The sequence below is a fragment of the Streptomyces argenteolus genome (assembly GCF_042902585.1).
GTDB classification, from domain to species: Bacteria; Actinomycetota; Actinomycetes; order Streptomycetales; family Streptomycetaceae; genus Streptomyces; species Streptomyces argenteolus.
Window position 1 is genome coordinate 115,581 of record NZ_JBIBEG010000012.1, and the last position, 15,128, is coordinate 130,708.

The 15,128-nt window shown below is 72.0% G+C and carries 14 protein-coding genes; 9 read left to right on the forward strand and 5 right to left on the reverse strand.

Annotated features, from left to right (window positions below; genetic code table 11):
• Window positions 1-67 precede the first annotated feature (67 nt).
• A complete protein-coding gene (locus ACFY8O_RS31160; protein WP_387908344.1) occupies window positions 68-940 on the forward strand; it encodes a dioxygenase family protein in 873 nt (290 codons plus the stop codon).
• Between the two features lie 132 nt (window positions 941-1,072).
• Here ACFY8O_RS31160 and ACFY8O_RS31165 read toward each other — a convergent pair whose 3' ends face one another.
• Window positions 1,073-2,773: a bifunctional 3'-5' exonuclease/DNA polymerase gene (locus ACFY8O_RS31165; RefSeq protein ID WP_387908347.1), complete on the reverse strand. Its 1,701-nt coding sequence runs from the start codon at window positions 2,771-2,773 to the stop codon at window positions 1,073-1,075.
• A 282-nt stretch (window positions 2,774-3,055) separates the two neighbouring features.
• Between ACFY8O_RS31165 and ACFY8O_RS31170 the strand changes: the two genes are divergently transcribed.
• From ACFY8O_RS31170 to ACFY8O_RS31180, 3 genes are all read left to right on the forward strand, one after another.
• Window positions 3,056-3,985, forward strand: a complete 930-nt coding sequence (locus ACFY8O_RS31170; protein ID WP_387908350.1) for an NADP-dependent oxidoreductase — start codon at window positions 3,056-3,058, stop codon at window positions 3,983-3,985.
• A gap of 28 nt (window positions 3,986-4,013) precedes the next feature.
• Window positions 4,014-5,189 carry a DUF2786 domain-containing protein gene (locus ACFY8O_RS31175; protein ID WP_387908353.1) on the forward strand — a complete coding sequence of 392 codons (1,176 nt, stop codon included), beginning with the start codon at window positions 4,014-4,016 and terminating at the stop codon, window positions 5,187-5,189.
• A gap of 269 nt (window positions 5,190-5,458) precedes the next feature.
• A complete protein-coding gene (locus ACFY8O_RS31180) occupies window positions 5,459-7,543 on the forward strand; it encodes an FUSC family protein (RefSeq protein ID WP_387908356.1) in 2,085 nt (694 codons plus the stop codon).
• Window positions 7,544-7,553: 10 nt separating this feature from the next.
• On the opposite strand, the gene ACFY8O_RS31185 is transcribed toward ACFY8O_RS31180, so the two are convergent.
• Complete coding sequence (locus ACFY8O_RS31185; RefSeq protein WP_387908359.1) at window positions 7,554-8,039, reverse strand: hypothetical protein; 486 nt, start codon at window positions 8,037-8,039, stop codon at window positions 7,554-7,556.
• 274 nt (window positions 8,040-8,313) lie between these two features.
• Here ACFY8O_RS31185 and ACFY8O_RS31190 point away from each other — a divergent pair, with 274 nt between their 5' ends.
• Window positions 8,314-8,556 (forward strand): DUF397 domain-containing protein, encoded by a 243-nt coding sequence (locus tag ACFY8O_RS31190; RefSeq protein ID WP_073750267.1) that lies wholly within the window; start codon window positions 8,314-8,316, stop codon window positions 8,554-8,556.
• Between the two features lie 30 nt (window positions 8,557-8,586).
• On the opposite strand, the gene ACFY8O_RS31195 is transcribed toward ACFY8O_RS31190, so the two are convergent.
• A complete protein-coding gene (locus ACFY8O_RS31195; RefSeq protein WP_387908362.1) occupies window positions 8,587-9,126 on the reverse strand; it encodes an ATP-binding protein in 540 nt (179 codons plus the stop codon).
• A gap of 359 nt (window positions 9,127-9,485) precedes the next feature.
• Between ACFY8O_RS31195 and ACFY8O_RS31200 the strand changes: the two genes are divergently transcribed.
• The 4 genes from ACFY8O_RS31200 to ACFY8O_RS31215 all read left to right on the forward strand — a co-directional run bounded on the left by ACFY8O_RS31200 (window position 9,486) and on the right by ACFY8O_RS31215 (window position 13,203).
• Window positions 9,486-10,349: a helix-turn-helix domain-containing protein gene (locus tag ACFY8O_RS31200; protein ID WP_145809527.1), complete on the forward strand. Its 864-nt coding sequence runs from the start codon at window positions 9,486-9,488 to the stop codon at window positions 10,347-10,349.
• Between the two features lie 53 nt (window positions 10,350-10,402).
• Window positions 10,403-11,860 carry an aldehyde dehydrogenase family protein gene (locus tag ACFY8O_RS31205; protein ID WP_387908365.1) on the forward strand — a complete coding sequence of 486 codons (1,458 nt, stop codon included), beginning with the start codon at window positions 10,403-10,405 and terminating at the stop codon, window positions 11,858-11,860.
• Between the two features lie 106 nt (window positions 11,861-11,966).
• Entirely contained in the window at window positions 11,967-12,506 is a 540-nt protein-coding gene (locus ACFY8O_RS31210) for a DinB family protein (RefSeq protein WP_387908367.1), read from the forward strand.
• Window positions 12,507-12,561: 55 nt separating this feature from the next.
• On the forward strand, window positions 12,562-13,203 hold the full coding sequence (locus ACFY8O_RS31215) for a PadR family transcriptional regulator (protein WP_145809531.1): 642 nt from the start codon (window positions 12,562-12,564) through the stop codon (window positions 13,201-13,203).
• A gap of 24 nt (window positions 13,204-13,227) precedes the next feature.
• Here the strand turns inward: ACFY8O_RS31215 and ACFY8O_RS31220 are convergent, their stop codons facing one another.
• On the reverse strand, window positions 13,228-14,652 hold the full coding sequence (locus ACFY8O_RS31220) for a glutamate decarboxylase (protein WP_387908370.1): 1,425 nt from the start codon (window positions 14,650-14,652) through the stop codon (window positions 13,228-13,230).
• Window positions 14,653-14,723: 71 nt separating this feature from the next.
• Window positions 14,724-15,089: a YbjQ family protein gene (locus tag ACFY8O_RS31225; RefSeq protein WP_145809537.1), complete on the reverse strand. Its 366-nt coding sequence runs from the start codon at window positions 15,087-15,089 to the stop codon at window positions 14,724-14,726.
• Between the last annotated feature and the right edge of the window lie 39 nt (window positions 15,090-15,128).

The window sequence follows — 15,128 nt, forward strand, 5'->3', positions numbered from 1 at the left end:
CCGTCTCCCTGACCGGCCCGCGCAGTCCGCCGGGCCCCGTACACCCGAGCCCACCGAGGAAGCAGCCATGACCGAGAGTTCAGCCGTGCCCCCCGAGGCATCCGGCGGCACCCCGCGCAACGCCTCCGGACCTGCCCCGGCGGGTCGTCCCCTCAGCCGGAAGAACCTGCTGCGTGCGGCCGTCGCGGCGGGCGCCGTGCCGCTGCTGGCGGGCGGAGGCGTCGCCCTGGCCCGTGACAGCCGCTCCGGCGGCACCCCGCCGGCGCTCACCCCGGCCTGTGACGACGGGGACGATCCGACGCCGGAGCAGATGGAGGGGCCCTACTTCAAGCCCGGCTCCCCGCTCCGCACCAGTCTGGTGACCTCCGGGACCCCCGGTACACCGCTCACCGTCAGCGGGTACGCCTTCGGCCGGGCGTGCCGGCCCCTGCGGGGGGTGCTGCTGGACTTCTGGCAGGCGGACGCCTCGGGGGCGTACGACATGAGCGGGTTCGCCTTCCGCGGGCACCAGTTCACCGACGCCGACGGGGCCTTCACCCTCACCACGGTGGTGGCGGGCCTGTACCCGGGACGCACGCGTCACATCCACGTGAAGGCGCAGGCGCCCGGCGGGCCCGTGCTGACCACGCAGCTGTACTTCCCGGGAGAACCGCGCAACGCGACCGACGCCCTCTACGATCCCGCGCTGCTGATGAACGTCCGCAGCGCGGGACCGGGGCGGCAGGGCACCTTCGACTTCGTCCTCGACGTGGCCCAGCAGCCGAGCCCCGACCCCACCGACCCCCCGACCGAGCCGGGCGGCACGTGGGCGGCGGGTACCTCCTACCGCGCGGGGGACCGTGTGGTCCACGCCGGCATCTCCTACCGCTGTCTCCAGGCACACTCGGCGATCACCGGATGGGAGCCGCCTCTGGTCCCCGCTCTGTGGGAGCGCGTGTAACCACGCCGCGGCGGCCCGGACCGGGGCACCGTCCCGGTCCGGGCGTCCGGCCGAGTTCCTCGCTCCACGGCGATCGGCCGCCTCCTGCCCTCCCCTCGCCCGCCCGACGGCCGCCCCTGTGGTCCGGGCGGGCTACTTCGCGTCCGAGTAGCGCTCGACGACCGCCGTGCTGAACGGGAACCGCACCGGCGTCTCGCCGAACGCGATCCGTCCCGCCCGCTCCCCGGCCTCCCGGATCGCCTCCACCACCGCGGGCGCCTCCTCGGCCGGGCAGTGCACGATCACCTCGTCGTGCTGGAAGAACACCAGCTCCGCCCGCATCTCCCCGGCGGCCAGCGTCTGCCGCAGCGCGGCGAGGAGCAGCAGCGCCCAGTCCGCCGCGCTGCCCTGGACCACGAAATTGCGGGTGAACCGGCCCCGCGCCCGGGCGTTCGACGAGGCGTACCCCGGTGTGAAGCCGTAGGCGCTCCCCTCGGAGGCCGGCTCCTCGCTCTCCTGCGGGATGCCCGCCTCGTCCTCCTCCTCGGCCCCGGCGGCGGGCGGGCTCGTACGGCCCAGCCAGGTGCGGACGAGACGGCCCTCCTCGCCTGCCTTGGCGGCGTCGTCGACGTAGGCCACGGCCTGCGGGAACCTGCGCCGCAGGGCGGCCAGATTCTTCAGGCCGTCGCCCGAGGTCTGCCCGTAGATCGCGCCGAGCAGCGCCAGTTTGGCGTGGTCGCGGTCCCCGTGGAACGCCCGGTCCGACAGGGCCTTGTAGAGGTCGCCGTCGTGCCCCGCCACCTCCATCAGTCCCCGGTCGCGGGAGATCGACGCCAGCACACGCGGCTCCATCTGGTCGGCGTCCGCCACGACCAGCCGCCAGCCCTCGTCGGCGACGACCGCCTGGCGTATCACCTTGGGGATCTGCAGAGCCCCACCGCCGTTGGTCGTCCACCGCCCGCTGACCGTGCCCCCCGGCTGGTACTCGGGCCGGAAGCGGCCCTCGCGCACCCAGTCCTGGAGCCAGCTCCAGCCGTGGGCCGTCCAGACGCGGTACAGCTTCTTGTAGCGGATGAGGGGCTCCACCGCGGGGTGGTCGTGCTCCTGCAACTCCCAGCGCCGGGTCGACCTCACCTTGATCCCGGCCTGGGCGAACGCCTTGACGACGTCCGCCGGCAGATCGGGGCGCACCCGTCTGCCGAAGGCCGCCGACACCTCGTCCGCGGCCTCGGCGAGGCGGCGGGGCTCGCCGCCGCCCGCGTACCGCTCGCCGAGCAGGCCGTTCAGCACCTCGCGGTGCACATCGGCCCGCCAGGGGAGGCCCGCTCGGTTCATCTCGGCGGCGACCAGCATGCCGGCCGATTCGGCGGCCGTGAGCAGCCGCATCCTGCCCGGGTGTTCCGCCGCGTCGTGGCGGCGCTGCTGCTCCGCGTAGACGTCGAGCAGCGCGTCGAACGGGAGGTCGGTGCCGGAGCGGGGCTCGAAGAGGGAGGACTGGCAACCGGGCTCGGCGGAACGGGGCGGCGGGTCGGGAGGCACGGGGGCGTTGCGCAGCCGGGCCCAGGCCGCCGGGGCGGAGCGGGGTTCCCCGAGCCGTCCTTCGTGGCCGAGCAGCAGCAGTTCGGCGCACTCGATGTCGTAGCACCGCTCGACCCGGACGCCCGCGGCGAGCAGCCGGGGGTAGATCCCCGCGGTCGAGCGCCAGACCCAGCGGACCACCTCGGGGCGGGAACGGACGGACTCGACGAGGTCGGGCTCGGACAGGACGGGACCCGCGGGCAGACCGTCGCGCGCCAGCGGCACCAGGAGTGCGCCGCCGGCCTCCGCAGCGGCCAGAGCCCAGCGTTCGGTCATGGGCCGAGTCTCGCACCCGGCACTGACAGCGCCCTGGAGCGCGAGCACCGCGCAGCCTCCGACGGGTCCGGGAGCGCGAGGACGGGCGAGCCCCCGGCGGGTCCCGGAGCGCGAGCCCCCATCGCGAGCCCGGCGGCGCCCCGCAGCGCCGGGACGGCGGGCCCGCCGGCCGCGAGCTCCCGGCTCGCCGGGCGGGCGCGTCCGACTGGCGCGAGTATCGGTGGGGGAGGGCCTGGCGCCGGCGCCGGGCACGTGCGAGGACGGCCCGGAGGAGTGGCGGCGATGGAAGCGATCGTGTACGAGGAGTTCGGCGGTCCCGGGGTCCTGCACCGGGCCCAGGTCGACGACGTCCACGCCGGCCCCGGCCAGATCCGGGTGGCGGTGAGGGCCGCCGGGGTCAATCCGGTCGACTACAAGATCCGCAACGGCTGGATGGAGGCGGCGTTCCCCACGCCGCTGCCCGCCACACCGGGCAGCGAGTTCGCCGGTGTCGTCGACGAGACCGGCGAGGGTGTCACGGAGCTCGCGGTCGGCGACGAGGTCCTCGGCCGGAGCACGACGGGTGCGTACGCGGAGTACGTCCTGGCCGACGTGGGCGCCGTCGCCCCGAAGCCGGAAGGACTGGGCTGGGCTGAGGCGGCGGCCCTGCCGGTGGCCACGGCCACCGCCGCCCGGGTGCTGGACGAGCTGGCGGTCGCCGAGGGCGAGACCCTCCTCCTGCACGGGGCCTCCGGGGCGGTGGGTTCCGCCGCCGTCCAGCTGGCCGCCGCCCGGGGCGCGACCGTCATCGGCACCGCATCCCCCGCCAACCACGACTATCTGCGGGTGCTCGGCGCCGTGCCGGTGGCGTACGGGCAAGGGCTGGTGGAACGGGTCAAGGAGGCCGCGCCCCAGGGGGTGGACGCGGTGTTCGACGCGGCCGGCCGGGGGGCCCTGGAGGACTCGGTGCGGCTGCGCGGCGGAACGGCGGAGCGGATCGCCACCATCGCGGACCCGGACGCGGCCCACTACGGCGTGGCCTTCTCCGCCGGGGACGGAGTCCGTCCTGACGAGGGCAGACGGCTCGCGGAGTACGCGGAACAGGCCGCGGTCGGCGGCCTGCGGATCCCCGTCGAACGGACCTTCGCGCTCCGTGACGCGGCCCGGGCCCAGGAACTGAGCGAGGCCGGACACGTGCGCGGAAAGCTGGTCCTGCTGCCCGGGGAGCACTGACCCACCCGTCGCCGCCTACCCTGGCCCGATGGAATCGGTGATCGACCGGGCGTGTGCCGCGGCCCTGTACTCGGAAGGCGACGCGGGCCTGGACACCGGTGCCTCCCTCCTCGCGGCGGATCCGTCCTCGGACGAGGAGCTGCACCGCCGGGGCGAGGAGTTCGTGCGGCGCGCCTGGGCGCGCGGCTGGCAGCCCGCCGACGTCGTACGGGCCGTCCGGCGCGAGCTTGAGGAGCCGGCGCCCGCCCTCGTCTCGGCGCTGATCACGGCCGAGACCGGGGCGTACGCGACCCTCCCCCCTCGCTGGGCCGACCAGATCGCGGGGCTGCCCGCCCCCGCCCCTCGCAACCGGCCCGACCGCTTCACCTACGCCTCGGCGCTCCTGGAGCTCTACCGGCTCCTGTTGCGGCTCCCCGCCATCGAACCCGTGGGACCGGCCCCAGGTAAGGCCGCCGACGCCCCGCACCGGCCGCCGGCACCCGGCGAACCCCGCATGCTGACCAGGATCCGGGCGCTGCTCGCCAAGGCGGAGGCCACCGGCTTCCCGGAGGAGGCCGAGGCACTGACCACCAAGGCCCAGGAGCTGATGGCGCGGCACAGCATCGACGAGGCTCTCCTCGCCGCCCGTACGCACGGCGAGGGGACGCCGGGCGCGGTCCGGATCGGCGTGGACGCCCCGTACGAGAGCGCGAAGGCGGTCCTGCTCGACTCCGTCGCCTCGGCGAACCGCTGCCGCGCGGTGTGGAACAGCGATCTCGGCTTCACCACGGTCGTGGGTTTCGCGCCCGATCTGGAGGCGGTGGAACTGCTTTTCACCTCCCTGCTGGTGCAGGGCACCGCCGCGATGACCAAGGCGGAGGCCGGACAGCGGGCCGGCGGGCGCAAGCGGACCAAGACCTTCCGGCAGTCCTTCCTCATGGCGTACGCGCAGCGTCTGGGCAGCCGCCTCGCGGCCGACACCGCCCGGGTCACCGCGGCGGCCGGTGAGGAGAACCGAGGCGGCGGGCCGGACGGGGGCGCCGGAGCTCTGCTGCCGGTCCTGGCCGCCCGGGACGTCGCGGTGACGGACACGGCCGAGCGGATGTTCCCGCGCACCACCACGACCCGGCTGCGCGGGGCGACGGACGCCGAGGGATGGACGCGCGGAACCGAGGCGGCCGACCGCGCCAGGATGGGCGGCGGGACCCCGCGCCTCGGCCGATAGGGCCACCGGATCGCCGGAGGCGCGACAACCGTGCGGGGCGGGCCGCTCGCACCGTGCGACCCGTGCCCGCGCGGCCGGGCCCGTCGCCCCGTACGACCCGGCACTCTCACGGCCGGCGGCGCGAGCCGCACGTTCCGGTCCGTCGCCCGTACGAGCGTGTCCTCGCGGGCCGGACCCGTCGGAGGCTGCTCGGTGCTCGGACGAAAGGGCCATGGTCGTCCAGTGCTGCACAAGTCGGACTTGTCGGTGAATCCGGCTAGGCTCGGCTCATGAGCTGGCTCCGGGCGCTGAAGGAGACCGCGCGCTCGGGGCTGACGATCGAGCGGCGGCGGCTCGAACCGCTCATCGCGGTGCGCGGGGCCGCCGGGCTCGCCCTGGTGGTCGGCGTGAGTCTCGCGCTCTTCGGGCCGGTGATCGCGGCCGGCTCCGCCTTCGGCGCCTTCCAGGCCGCCATCGCCACCTTCCAGCGCAGCTGGCGTCCCCGGCCCGTCCTGGCCCTGGTCTCGGGGGCCAGTCTGGCCGTGTCGACGTTCGTCGGCTACGTCACCGTGTCCCACACCGTGCTCTTCCTCGCTCTCCTGATCGTCTGGACGTTCGCGGCCGGGATGACCTGGGCGGCAGGCCCCACGGGCGGCATCATCGCCGGTTCCAACGTCGCGATCATGCTGGTCACCATCACCCTGCCCACCTCGGTCGCCGACGCCGCCGCGCACGCCGGGATGATGGCCGTCGGCGGGCTGGTCCAGGCGGCGCTGATCGTGCTCTTCCCCGTCCGCAGATGGGGCGCCCAGCGTGACGCGCTCGCCGACGCCCTGACCGCCGAGGCCGACTACGCCCGCCGGCTGCGCCACGACCCGGTCGCACCCTTCGACCCCGTCCCCCTGATGACCGCCCGCAACGCCGCCGCCGTCACCCCCCGGCAGGCCCGGCGCCGACCCGCGGACCTGCACGGGGCGCGCGGTGTCGCCGAGCGGCTGCGCCCGGTCCTCGCCTCGCTGGCCGACCCCGCCCTGGGAGTCCCGGCCGAGGGCCCCGAGCGGTACTGGGCCCGTGAACTGCTCGGCGCCGCCGGTTCCCTCCTGGACTCGGCCGCGCGGGCGGTGCGCCAGGGTGATCCGGTGCGGCTGGACGAGACGGCCCTCTCGGTGCTCAAGTCCCCCGACACCGAGGTGATCCTCACCGGCCCGCCCCGCCGTGCCGCCGACCGGCTGGCCTCCCTCCTCGCCGACGTCATCGAGATCGCCGAGGGCACCGGTACGGACGACAGGACCCCCGGTGAGCCGCTCGTCCCGCACCGCCGCCGCCCGACCCTGCTGCGGCTGATCCCCGTCGTGTACCGCTCCATGCGCCGCGAACTGCGCAGGGGGTCGACGATCCTGCGTCACGCGATCCGCGTCTCCGCGGTGACCGCGGTGGGCTACCTGCTGGGGGCGGTCCTGCCTCTCGGCCACGGCTACTGGGCCCCGATGACCGCGGTGATGGTGATGCGGCCGGAATTCGTCCAGACGTACTCCCGTTCCGTGGCCCGCTTCCTGGGCACCGTGCTCGGGGTCGCCGTCGCCACCGGGATCGTGCAGGCGTTCCATCCGACGGCCGGGCTCTCCGCCCTGCTCGCCGTCATCAGCGCCGGGCTGATGTACCTGCTGATGCGCACCGGATACGCGGTCGGCCAGGTCTGCGTCTCCGCCTACGTCGTCTTCCTGCTCGGCATGGGGGGCGACGACTGGTCGCAGACCGTGCCGGAGCGCGTCGTGCTGACCCTCGTCGGCGGGCTGCTGGCGATGACCGCGTACGCCGTCTACCCGGCCTGGGAGACCCCGAGGCTGCGCGACCGGCTCGCCCACTGGCTGATCACGGACGGGCGGTACGCGGCCACGGTCCTCGACCGGTACGCCGATCCCGCCTCCAGGAGCCTCGACGACGTACGCACCGCGCTGCTGACCACGAGGGAGGCCCGCGTCGCCTGGCAGGAGGCGCTGGAGAACGCCCGGCACGAGCCGGTGCGCCACCGGGGCATCTCCCGGACCGCCGCCGCGGACGCGCAGGACGCACTCGCGCAGTTCGGCAGGGTGGCCATGCTCATGGAGGCGCATCTGCCCGCTGCTTCGGCCAACCCCGTGCCCGAGGCGGCCGACCTGGCGCGCGTGCTGCGGGAGGTGACGGAGGCGGGCGCGAAAGCGGTACGGGAGAGGCGTCTCCCGGACTGGGAGCCGGTCCGGGAGGTGCTCGCGCTCCGGGACACCGTCACGGATCCGCCTCCCGACTCCTTCGTGCGCAACGGGGCCACCCTGCTGCTGCACGCCTTGGAGGACTTCTCGCAGTCGCTGCGGATCAGCAGCGGCCGGGCGACGTAGACCGGGGCGCTCAGGGGGTGGGGAGAGCTGGGGAGGCGGTGCTGGTGGGGGTCCTGGTCAGGGTGTCCTCGGTCCCGTCCTCCCAGGAGAGGACGAGCTTCCCGCCGTCGTTCGACTCGACGGTGCCCCGGGCGCGGTCGGTGTTTCCGTCGAGGCACTTCAGTGCGAGCACCACCTCGCCCGTGTGCTTCACCTCGCCCTGACAGACGTGCCGGTCGGCGATGAGCGCCGCCTTGCCCGACGTGACCGACAGGGCGACGGGGTCGCTCTTCGAGCCGCCCGTCCAGGTGCCTTCCAGCGCCTTGGCCGCTTCCACCGTCTCCGCGCTGTCGTCGGCGGCGGGAGCCGTGCTCCGCGGGGAACCGGAGCGGGCGGACGGGGTCGTGCCCGTCGCCTCGTCGTCACCGCCCCCGCCGCAGGCGGTGAGGGAGAGCGCGACGGTGAGCGCCGCGGCGATCAGGGCACCCGTGCGCGGAAGCCGGTCCATGTTGTCCATGTGGAGTTCCCCCTTACTGATTCACGGCCCGAGGACGGCGCCAAGCTATCAGGGGTTTCAAGAACAACTCCGTTGTGCGGGAGCCAAATTGGCGTGCCGTTCGTCTCTTGCTCATGGAAGCGTGGAAGCGGGGAACACGCTGAGCGCATCGGGGGAAAAACTGTAATCGCGCGCGCACCCCGCGTGCACGTGCATCTGCTCATGCATTGGCATATGAACACAGCTATGATCCGAGCTAGTTGACACTTGCACCTTGCAACTCGGGGAGCGTCCTGTGCACCACGTGTACAACGGCATGGCGGCCACAGAGCTTCGCGGAGTCGTCTGGCAGAAGAGCAGACACAGCAACTCCCAGGGGTCCTGCGTGGAGTTCGCGAAACTGCCCGGCGGAAATGTGGCGATGCGCAACTCGCGCCACCCGGACGGGCCCGCGCTCGTCTATACGCCGGCCGAGATAGAGGCGCTCCTGCTGGGCGTCAAGGACGGGGAGTTCGACCATCTGGTCGCGGGCGGCTGAGCGCACGCCCGCGGACCAGGGTGGGGCGCCCTACGCGTGGTCGGCGTACGCATCCGCCGGAACGGGCCGCTCCGCCGCCGTGTGGTCGGGCAGCCGGAACAGCGCCCAGACCACCTTGCCGAGCCCTCCCTCGGGAGGGGTGTCGCCGGCGGGCACGGGGGAGGGGTACCAGCCCCACCCGTCGCTGAACGACTCCACCAGGAACAGCCCCCGGCCGGACTCGGCCGAGTCCGGCGCCTCGCCCGCGACCGGGCTCTCCTCGCTGGGGTCGCGCACCGCGCACACCAGCCGCGAGGTCCAGCGCATCAGATGCAGCCGCACGGCGCAGTCGTGCCGTTCCCGCGGGGCATCGGCCGGGAGGGCGTGCCGCAGCGCGTTCGTGACCAGCTCGGACACGACCAGGGCGACATCGTCGAAGCGGTCGCCCAGGTCCCACGAGGTGAGTGTCGTACGGGTGAACTTCCGTGCTCCGCCCACCGCTTCGTACCGGGCCGGCAGCGTGCAGGAGGCCGAGCCCGCGACCGCCGAGGGGTCGATCGGGGGAAGCCCCTGCCGTAACGGCTCGAGCATCGTCGATCCATTCGTCCCCATACGAGGCACTCCCGGGATTCGCGGCTGTAGCGGCACTGCTTGAAGCGGGCATTGCGGGTACAGCGGCACAACACGAACGAGCACGCAGGTGCGCGAGGACCATGGTTCCGAATGCGCACGGCAGATGCAAGGGCAGATGCACGTGCACGCGCCGGACCTGCCCGGTAGCGTGCCGGTTCGGACTCATTTCTTCCGCTTCATAGTTTTGGAGCTTTCGGAAAGTCTTGCCATTTCTGTAATCGAATGAGTACGGGCTGAAGCGTTTTGGTGGCAGAATCCGGCTCCGGGGTTCGGGGGAGCTCCGGTGTACGGGAAGCGATGGGGAGGGTCGGAAGCCAGTGTCGGCAGGCGAGTCGAGTGGTTCTGTGGTGCGGCGCATCCTGCTGGGCTCACAGCTCAGGCGTCTGCGCGAATCGCGCGGTATCACCCGTGAGGCGGCCGGCTACTCCATCCGCGCCTCCGAATCGAAGATCAGCCGCATGGAGTTGGGACGGGTGAGCTTCAAGGCCAGGGACGTCGAGGACCTGCTCACGCTGTACGGAGTCACGGACGAGGCGGAGCGGGACTCCCTCCTCGGTCTGGCCCGTGAGGCCAATGTGGCGGGTTGGTGGCACAGCTACGGCGACGTGCTGCCCGGCTGGTTCCAGACATACATCGGTCTGGAGGGGGCGGCCTCGCTCATCCGGATCTACGAAGTGCAGTTCGTCCACGGGCTGTTGCAGACGGAGGCGTACGCCCACGCGGTGGTGGCGCGCGGTATGCCCGGCGCCCCGGCGGCGGAGATCGACCGCAGGGTCGCGCTGCGCCTGGCCCGCCAGAAGGCTCTCGTCTCCGAGCGGGCCCCCCGCTTCCACGCCGTGCTCGACGAGGCCGCGCTGCGCCGCCCCTACGGCGGGCGCGAGGTGATGCGGGCCCAGCTGCGGCATCTGATCGACATGTCGGAGCAGCCGAACATCACCCTCCAGGTGATGCCGTTCAGTTTCGGCGGTCATGCCGGCGAGAGCGGTGCATTCACGATGCTGCGTTTCCCGGAATCCGATCTGTCGGACATCGTCTATCTGGAGCAGCTGACAAGTGCGCTCTATCTGGACAAGGCCGAGGAAGTCGCCCTGTACGAAAAGGCCATGGTGCGGCTCCACGCGGACAGCCCGGGCCCCGAGGAGAGCCGGGATCTTCTCCGAGGACTCCTGCAACTGACCTGATTCGTCGGTAACATGAGTGTCCACAGGAGTCTGCGCCTGCAGTAAGGGATTGAATGTCCTTCCCCAGTGAACTGGCCCACCAGTACATCGACGGCGAGTGGCTGACCGGCAGTGGTTCGTGGGACATCATCGATTTCAATCCCTACAACGGCGAGAAACTCTGTTCCGTCACCGTGGCCACCGCCGCCGAAGCCGATCTCGCCTACCGTGCGGCCGAGCGCGCGCAGCGGGAATGGGAGACGGTCAGTCCCTATGAGCGGCGTGCCGTTCTGGAGAAGGCCGCGCGACTGGTCGAGGAACGCACGGACGAAATCGTCGAGCTGATCATCGACGAGCTCGGCGGCACCCGCTTCCGCGCCGGGTACGAGGTGCGTGCCGCACTGGAGTTCCTGCGGGAGGCGGCCGGTCAGGCGCTCGGCGTCATGGGCCGGCTCCTGCCCTCGCTCGCGGACGGCAAGGAGAACCGGGTCTACCGTCTGCCCGTCGGTGTCGTAGGGGTCATCAGCGCCTTCAACTTCCCCTTCCTGGTCACGATGAAGACCGTGGCTCCCGCCCTGGCGCTGGGCAACGCGGTCGTGGTGAAGCCCCATCAGAACGCCCCGATAGCCGGCGGCGGTCTGGTCGCCCGGATCTTCGAGGACGCCGGTCTGCCCCCCGGGCTCCTCAACGTCCTGATCACCGACAGCGCCGAGATCGGTGACACGTTCATCGAGCACCCGGTGCCGAAGGTGATCTCGTTCACCGGCTCGGACCGGGTCGGCCGTCATGTCGCCGCGATCGCCGCCGGGATGTTCAAGCGCACCATTCTCGAACTCAGCGGCAACAGCGCCCTGGTGGTGCTCGAGGACGCGGATCTCGACCACGCGGTGCGGGCTGCCGTCCACAGCCGGTTCCTGTTCCAGGGGCAGGTCAGCATGGCCGCCAACCGCATCCTGGTGGACCGGTCCGTGGAGGCGGAGTTCACCGAGCGCTTCACGGCCGCGGTCTCCGCTCTCAGGACGGGCGACCCGCGTGACCCGGAGACCCGCATCGGTCCGGTCATCAGCGAATTCCAGGCGGAGGCGCTCACGGCGCTCGTCGACGGGGCCGTCGCGGCGGGTGCCACCGCGCTCGTACGGGGCCGTACGCGCGGCAATCTCGTCGAGCCGACCGTGCTGACCGGCCTGCCGGAGGACTCGCCCCTGCTGCGGCAGGAGATCTTCGGGCCCGTGGCACTGCTGATGCCGTTCGACGGTGAGGACGACGCCGTACGCATCGTCAACGACAGCCCCTACGGGCTGAGCGGTGCCGTGCACACGGCGGACGCGGAGCGCGGGGTGCGGTTCGCGCGGCGCATCGCCGGCGGGATGTTCCATGTCAACGGCGGGACCGTGCAGGACGACCCGCTGGTGGCGTTCGGCGGCGAGAAGCGGTCAGGCATGGGACGACTGAACGGTGAGGCCGCCGTGGAGGCGTTCACCACATGGAAGTGGATATCGGTCCAGCACGGGCGGACGGTCTTCCCCTTCTGATCCGCCCTTCCGGCGCGGCTCCGGGCGCGATACAGGTCACGTCCTGACCTGATGGATTCGTACGGTGGCATCCGTTGCACATCACGTACGGACGAAGGCGGACACCATGGTCACTCACGTTCCCGCAGAGGCTCCCGGAGACGAGCGCGGCGCGCTCCTCGCATTCGTCGAGGCGCAGCGCGGAGCGATCCGGCGCTCGGTGCTCGGCCTCACGGAGGAGCAGGCGGCCGGCCGTCCCGTTCCGAGCGAACTCTCGCTCTCCGGGCTGGTCAAGCACGTCGCCGAGATGGAGCTCAACTGGCTGCGGCTGGCCCAGCAGCGTCCGAACGAGAAGCAGCGGAGCCAGGAGACATGGGCCGACAGCTTCCGTCTCGTCGGCGACGAGACCGTGCCCCGGATTCTCGACTTCTGGGCTGAGGTCGCCGCCGAGACCGACACCTTCATCCGCCACGAGGTCGACAGCATGGACGACACCTTCCCGCTGCCCCCGGCGCCCTGGTTCCCCGAGGACGGCCGCTGTTCCATGCGCTGGCTGTTGGTCCATCTGGTCGAGGAGCTGGCCAGGCACGCGGGGCACGCCGACATCCTCCGCGAGTCCCTGGACGGCAGGAAGGCGCTCGACCTCGTCGCCGCGGACGTGGGCTAAGGGCTGTCGGGACAGCCCTTACCCTGGTCGAAGCTGAGCTCAAGGGGTGGGTGGTATGTCCGCGATCCGGCTCCTGGTCCTGGGCGCCGTGCGTCAGCACGGCCGTGCGCACGGCTATCAGGTGCGCAACGACCTGGAGTACTGGGGCGCCCACGAGTGGTCGAGCGCCAAGCCCGGGTCGATCTACCACGCGCTCAAGCAGATGGCGAAGCAGGAACTGCTCCTCGCCCACGAGGTGGCCCCGTCCACGGCCGGCGGCCCGCCCCGTACGGAGTACGAGATCACCGAGCGGGGCACCGAGGAGTTCTTCGCCCTGTTGCGCGCCTCGCTCACCTCGTACGACCAGAGCGTGGACGTGCTCTCGGCCGGTATCGGCTTCATCGTCGACCTCGAACGGGCCGAGGCGGTGGCGCTCCTGCGTGAGCGCGTCGCCGCGATCGAGGGCTGGCGGGCCTCGGTCACGGAGCACTACACGCCGGCCGAAGGCCCTGCCGCGCTGGGGCACATCGGCGAGATCATGAGCATGTGGGTGCACTCGGCCGACTCGGGTGCCGAGTGGACCCGGGGCCTGATCGCACGGATCGAGGCGGGGGCGTACACCTTCGCGGGTGAGGGCGAGCCCTTCGTCGGGGTGCTCCCCCCGGGCCGGGAGAATCCCTACGCGACGGGAGTCCCCGACCCCGGGGACTCCCGCTGACACCGGGCCGGCCGCCCGGCTCCCTCAGTGGTGGAACGCCGTCTGGGCCGCCTTGTCCCTGTTCAGCGGGTGGGCCTGGGCGCGTAGTTCCGGCAGGAGCCCCCGCAGGTCGTCCAGCAGCATCTCCGCCAGGTCCGAGGAGAATCCGTTGCGGCAGACCACACGCAGCACCGCCAGGTCCTGCCGGTTGGCGGGGAAGGTGTACGCGGGCACCAGCCAGCCCCGCTCACGCAGCCGCCGCGACACGTCGAAGACGTCGTACGCCCGGACGTCGGGCTTCGTCGTCACGGCGAACACCGGAAGTTCGTCCCCCTGGCTCAGCAGCCGGAAGTCGTCCAGGGCCTCGAACTCCTGGGCCAGATGCCGGGCGATGTCCCGGGACGCCTGCTGAACGGCCCGGTACCCCTCCCGGCCCAGCCGCAGGAACGTGTAGTACTGCGCCACCACCTGAGCGCCGGGCCGGGAGAAGTTCAGCGCGAAGGTCGGCATGTCGCCGCCCAGGTAGTTGACCCGGAACACCAGCTCCTCAGGCAGCTCCGCCGGTGTGCGCCACAGCGCCCAGCCCACACCCGGGTAGACCAGGCCGAACTTGTGTCCTGAGGTGTTGATCGAGGACACCCGGGGCAGCCGGAAGTCCCACACCAGGTCGGTGTCGAGGAAGGGGGCGATCATCGCCCCGGACGCCCCGTCCACATGCACGGGGATGTCGAGCCCGGTGCGCTCCTGGAGATCGTCCAGGGCCGCGCACAGCTCCGCGATCGGCTCGTAGGAACCGTCGAAGGTCGAACCCAGGATGCCGACGACGCCGATGGTGTTCTCGTCGCACAGCTCGGCAGCCGCCTGGGGGTCCAGATGGAAACGCTCGCCCTCCATCGGCACCTGGCGCGGCTCGACCTCCCAGAACGTGCAGAACTTCTCCCAGCACACCTGCACGTTGACGCCCATCACCAGGTTGGGCTTCGCGTTCCCCGGATAGCGGTCGGCGTTCCTGGCCGACCAGCGCCGCTTGAGCGCCATCCCGGCCAGCATGCAGGCCTCGCTCGACCCGGTGGTCGAGCAGCCCACCGCGGTCGACGGGTCAGGGGCGTTCCAGAGGTCGGCGAGCATCGACACGCACCGCCGCTCCAGCTCGGCGGTCCGCGGGTACTCGTCCTTGTCGATCATGTTCTTGTCGCGGCACTCGGCCATCAGCACGCCGGCCTGGGGCTCCATCCAGGTCGTGACGAAGGTCGCGAGGTTGAGGCGGGAGTTCCCGTCCAGCATCAGCTCGTCATGGACGAGCCGGTAGGCGGTGGACGGCGGCAGCGGTCCGTCCGGGAGCTGGTGCGTCGGAGGGGCGGCGATCATCGGGGCCGTGGGGTCGGCCTCTCCGAAGAAGGGATTGAGGGCGAGCCTGCGGTGTTCGTCCGACGACGCGTCCGCGCCGCCTGAACCCTGGTGGAGTGGCATGTGCGGACGGTCCTCTCAGCTTTCGGCCACAAGGCCGGTCATGGGGGCGGAAGGGAGGGCGAACGAACCGCTCAGGAGTTGCTGATCACGGCCGCCGTGCCGTAGGCGCAGACCTCGGTGCCCACGTCGGCCGCCTCGCTGACGTCGAACCGCATCATCAGCACCGCGTTCGCGCCGCGGGCCCTGGCCTGCTCGACGAGCCGCTCCATCGCCTGGTTGCGGGTCTCGACGAGGGTCTTGGTCAGGCCCTTCAGCTCACCGCCGACCATCGACTTCAGACCGGCCCCGATCTGGCTGCCGAGGTGGCGGGAGCGCACCGTGAGCCCGAACACCTCGCCGATGACCTGCGTCACCTGATAGCCGGGTACGTCGTTCGTGGTGACGACCAGGACGTCCGCCCGGGGTGTCTGTCCGCCGCCGTAGTCCTCAATGCCCATGATGTGGCACCTCCTGCGGAAAGCTTTGCCCCGGTACGT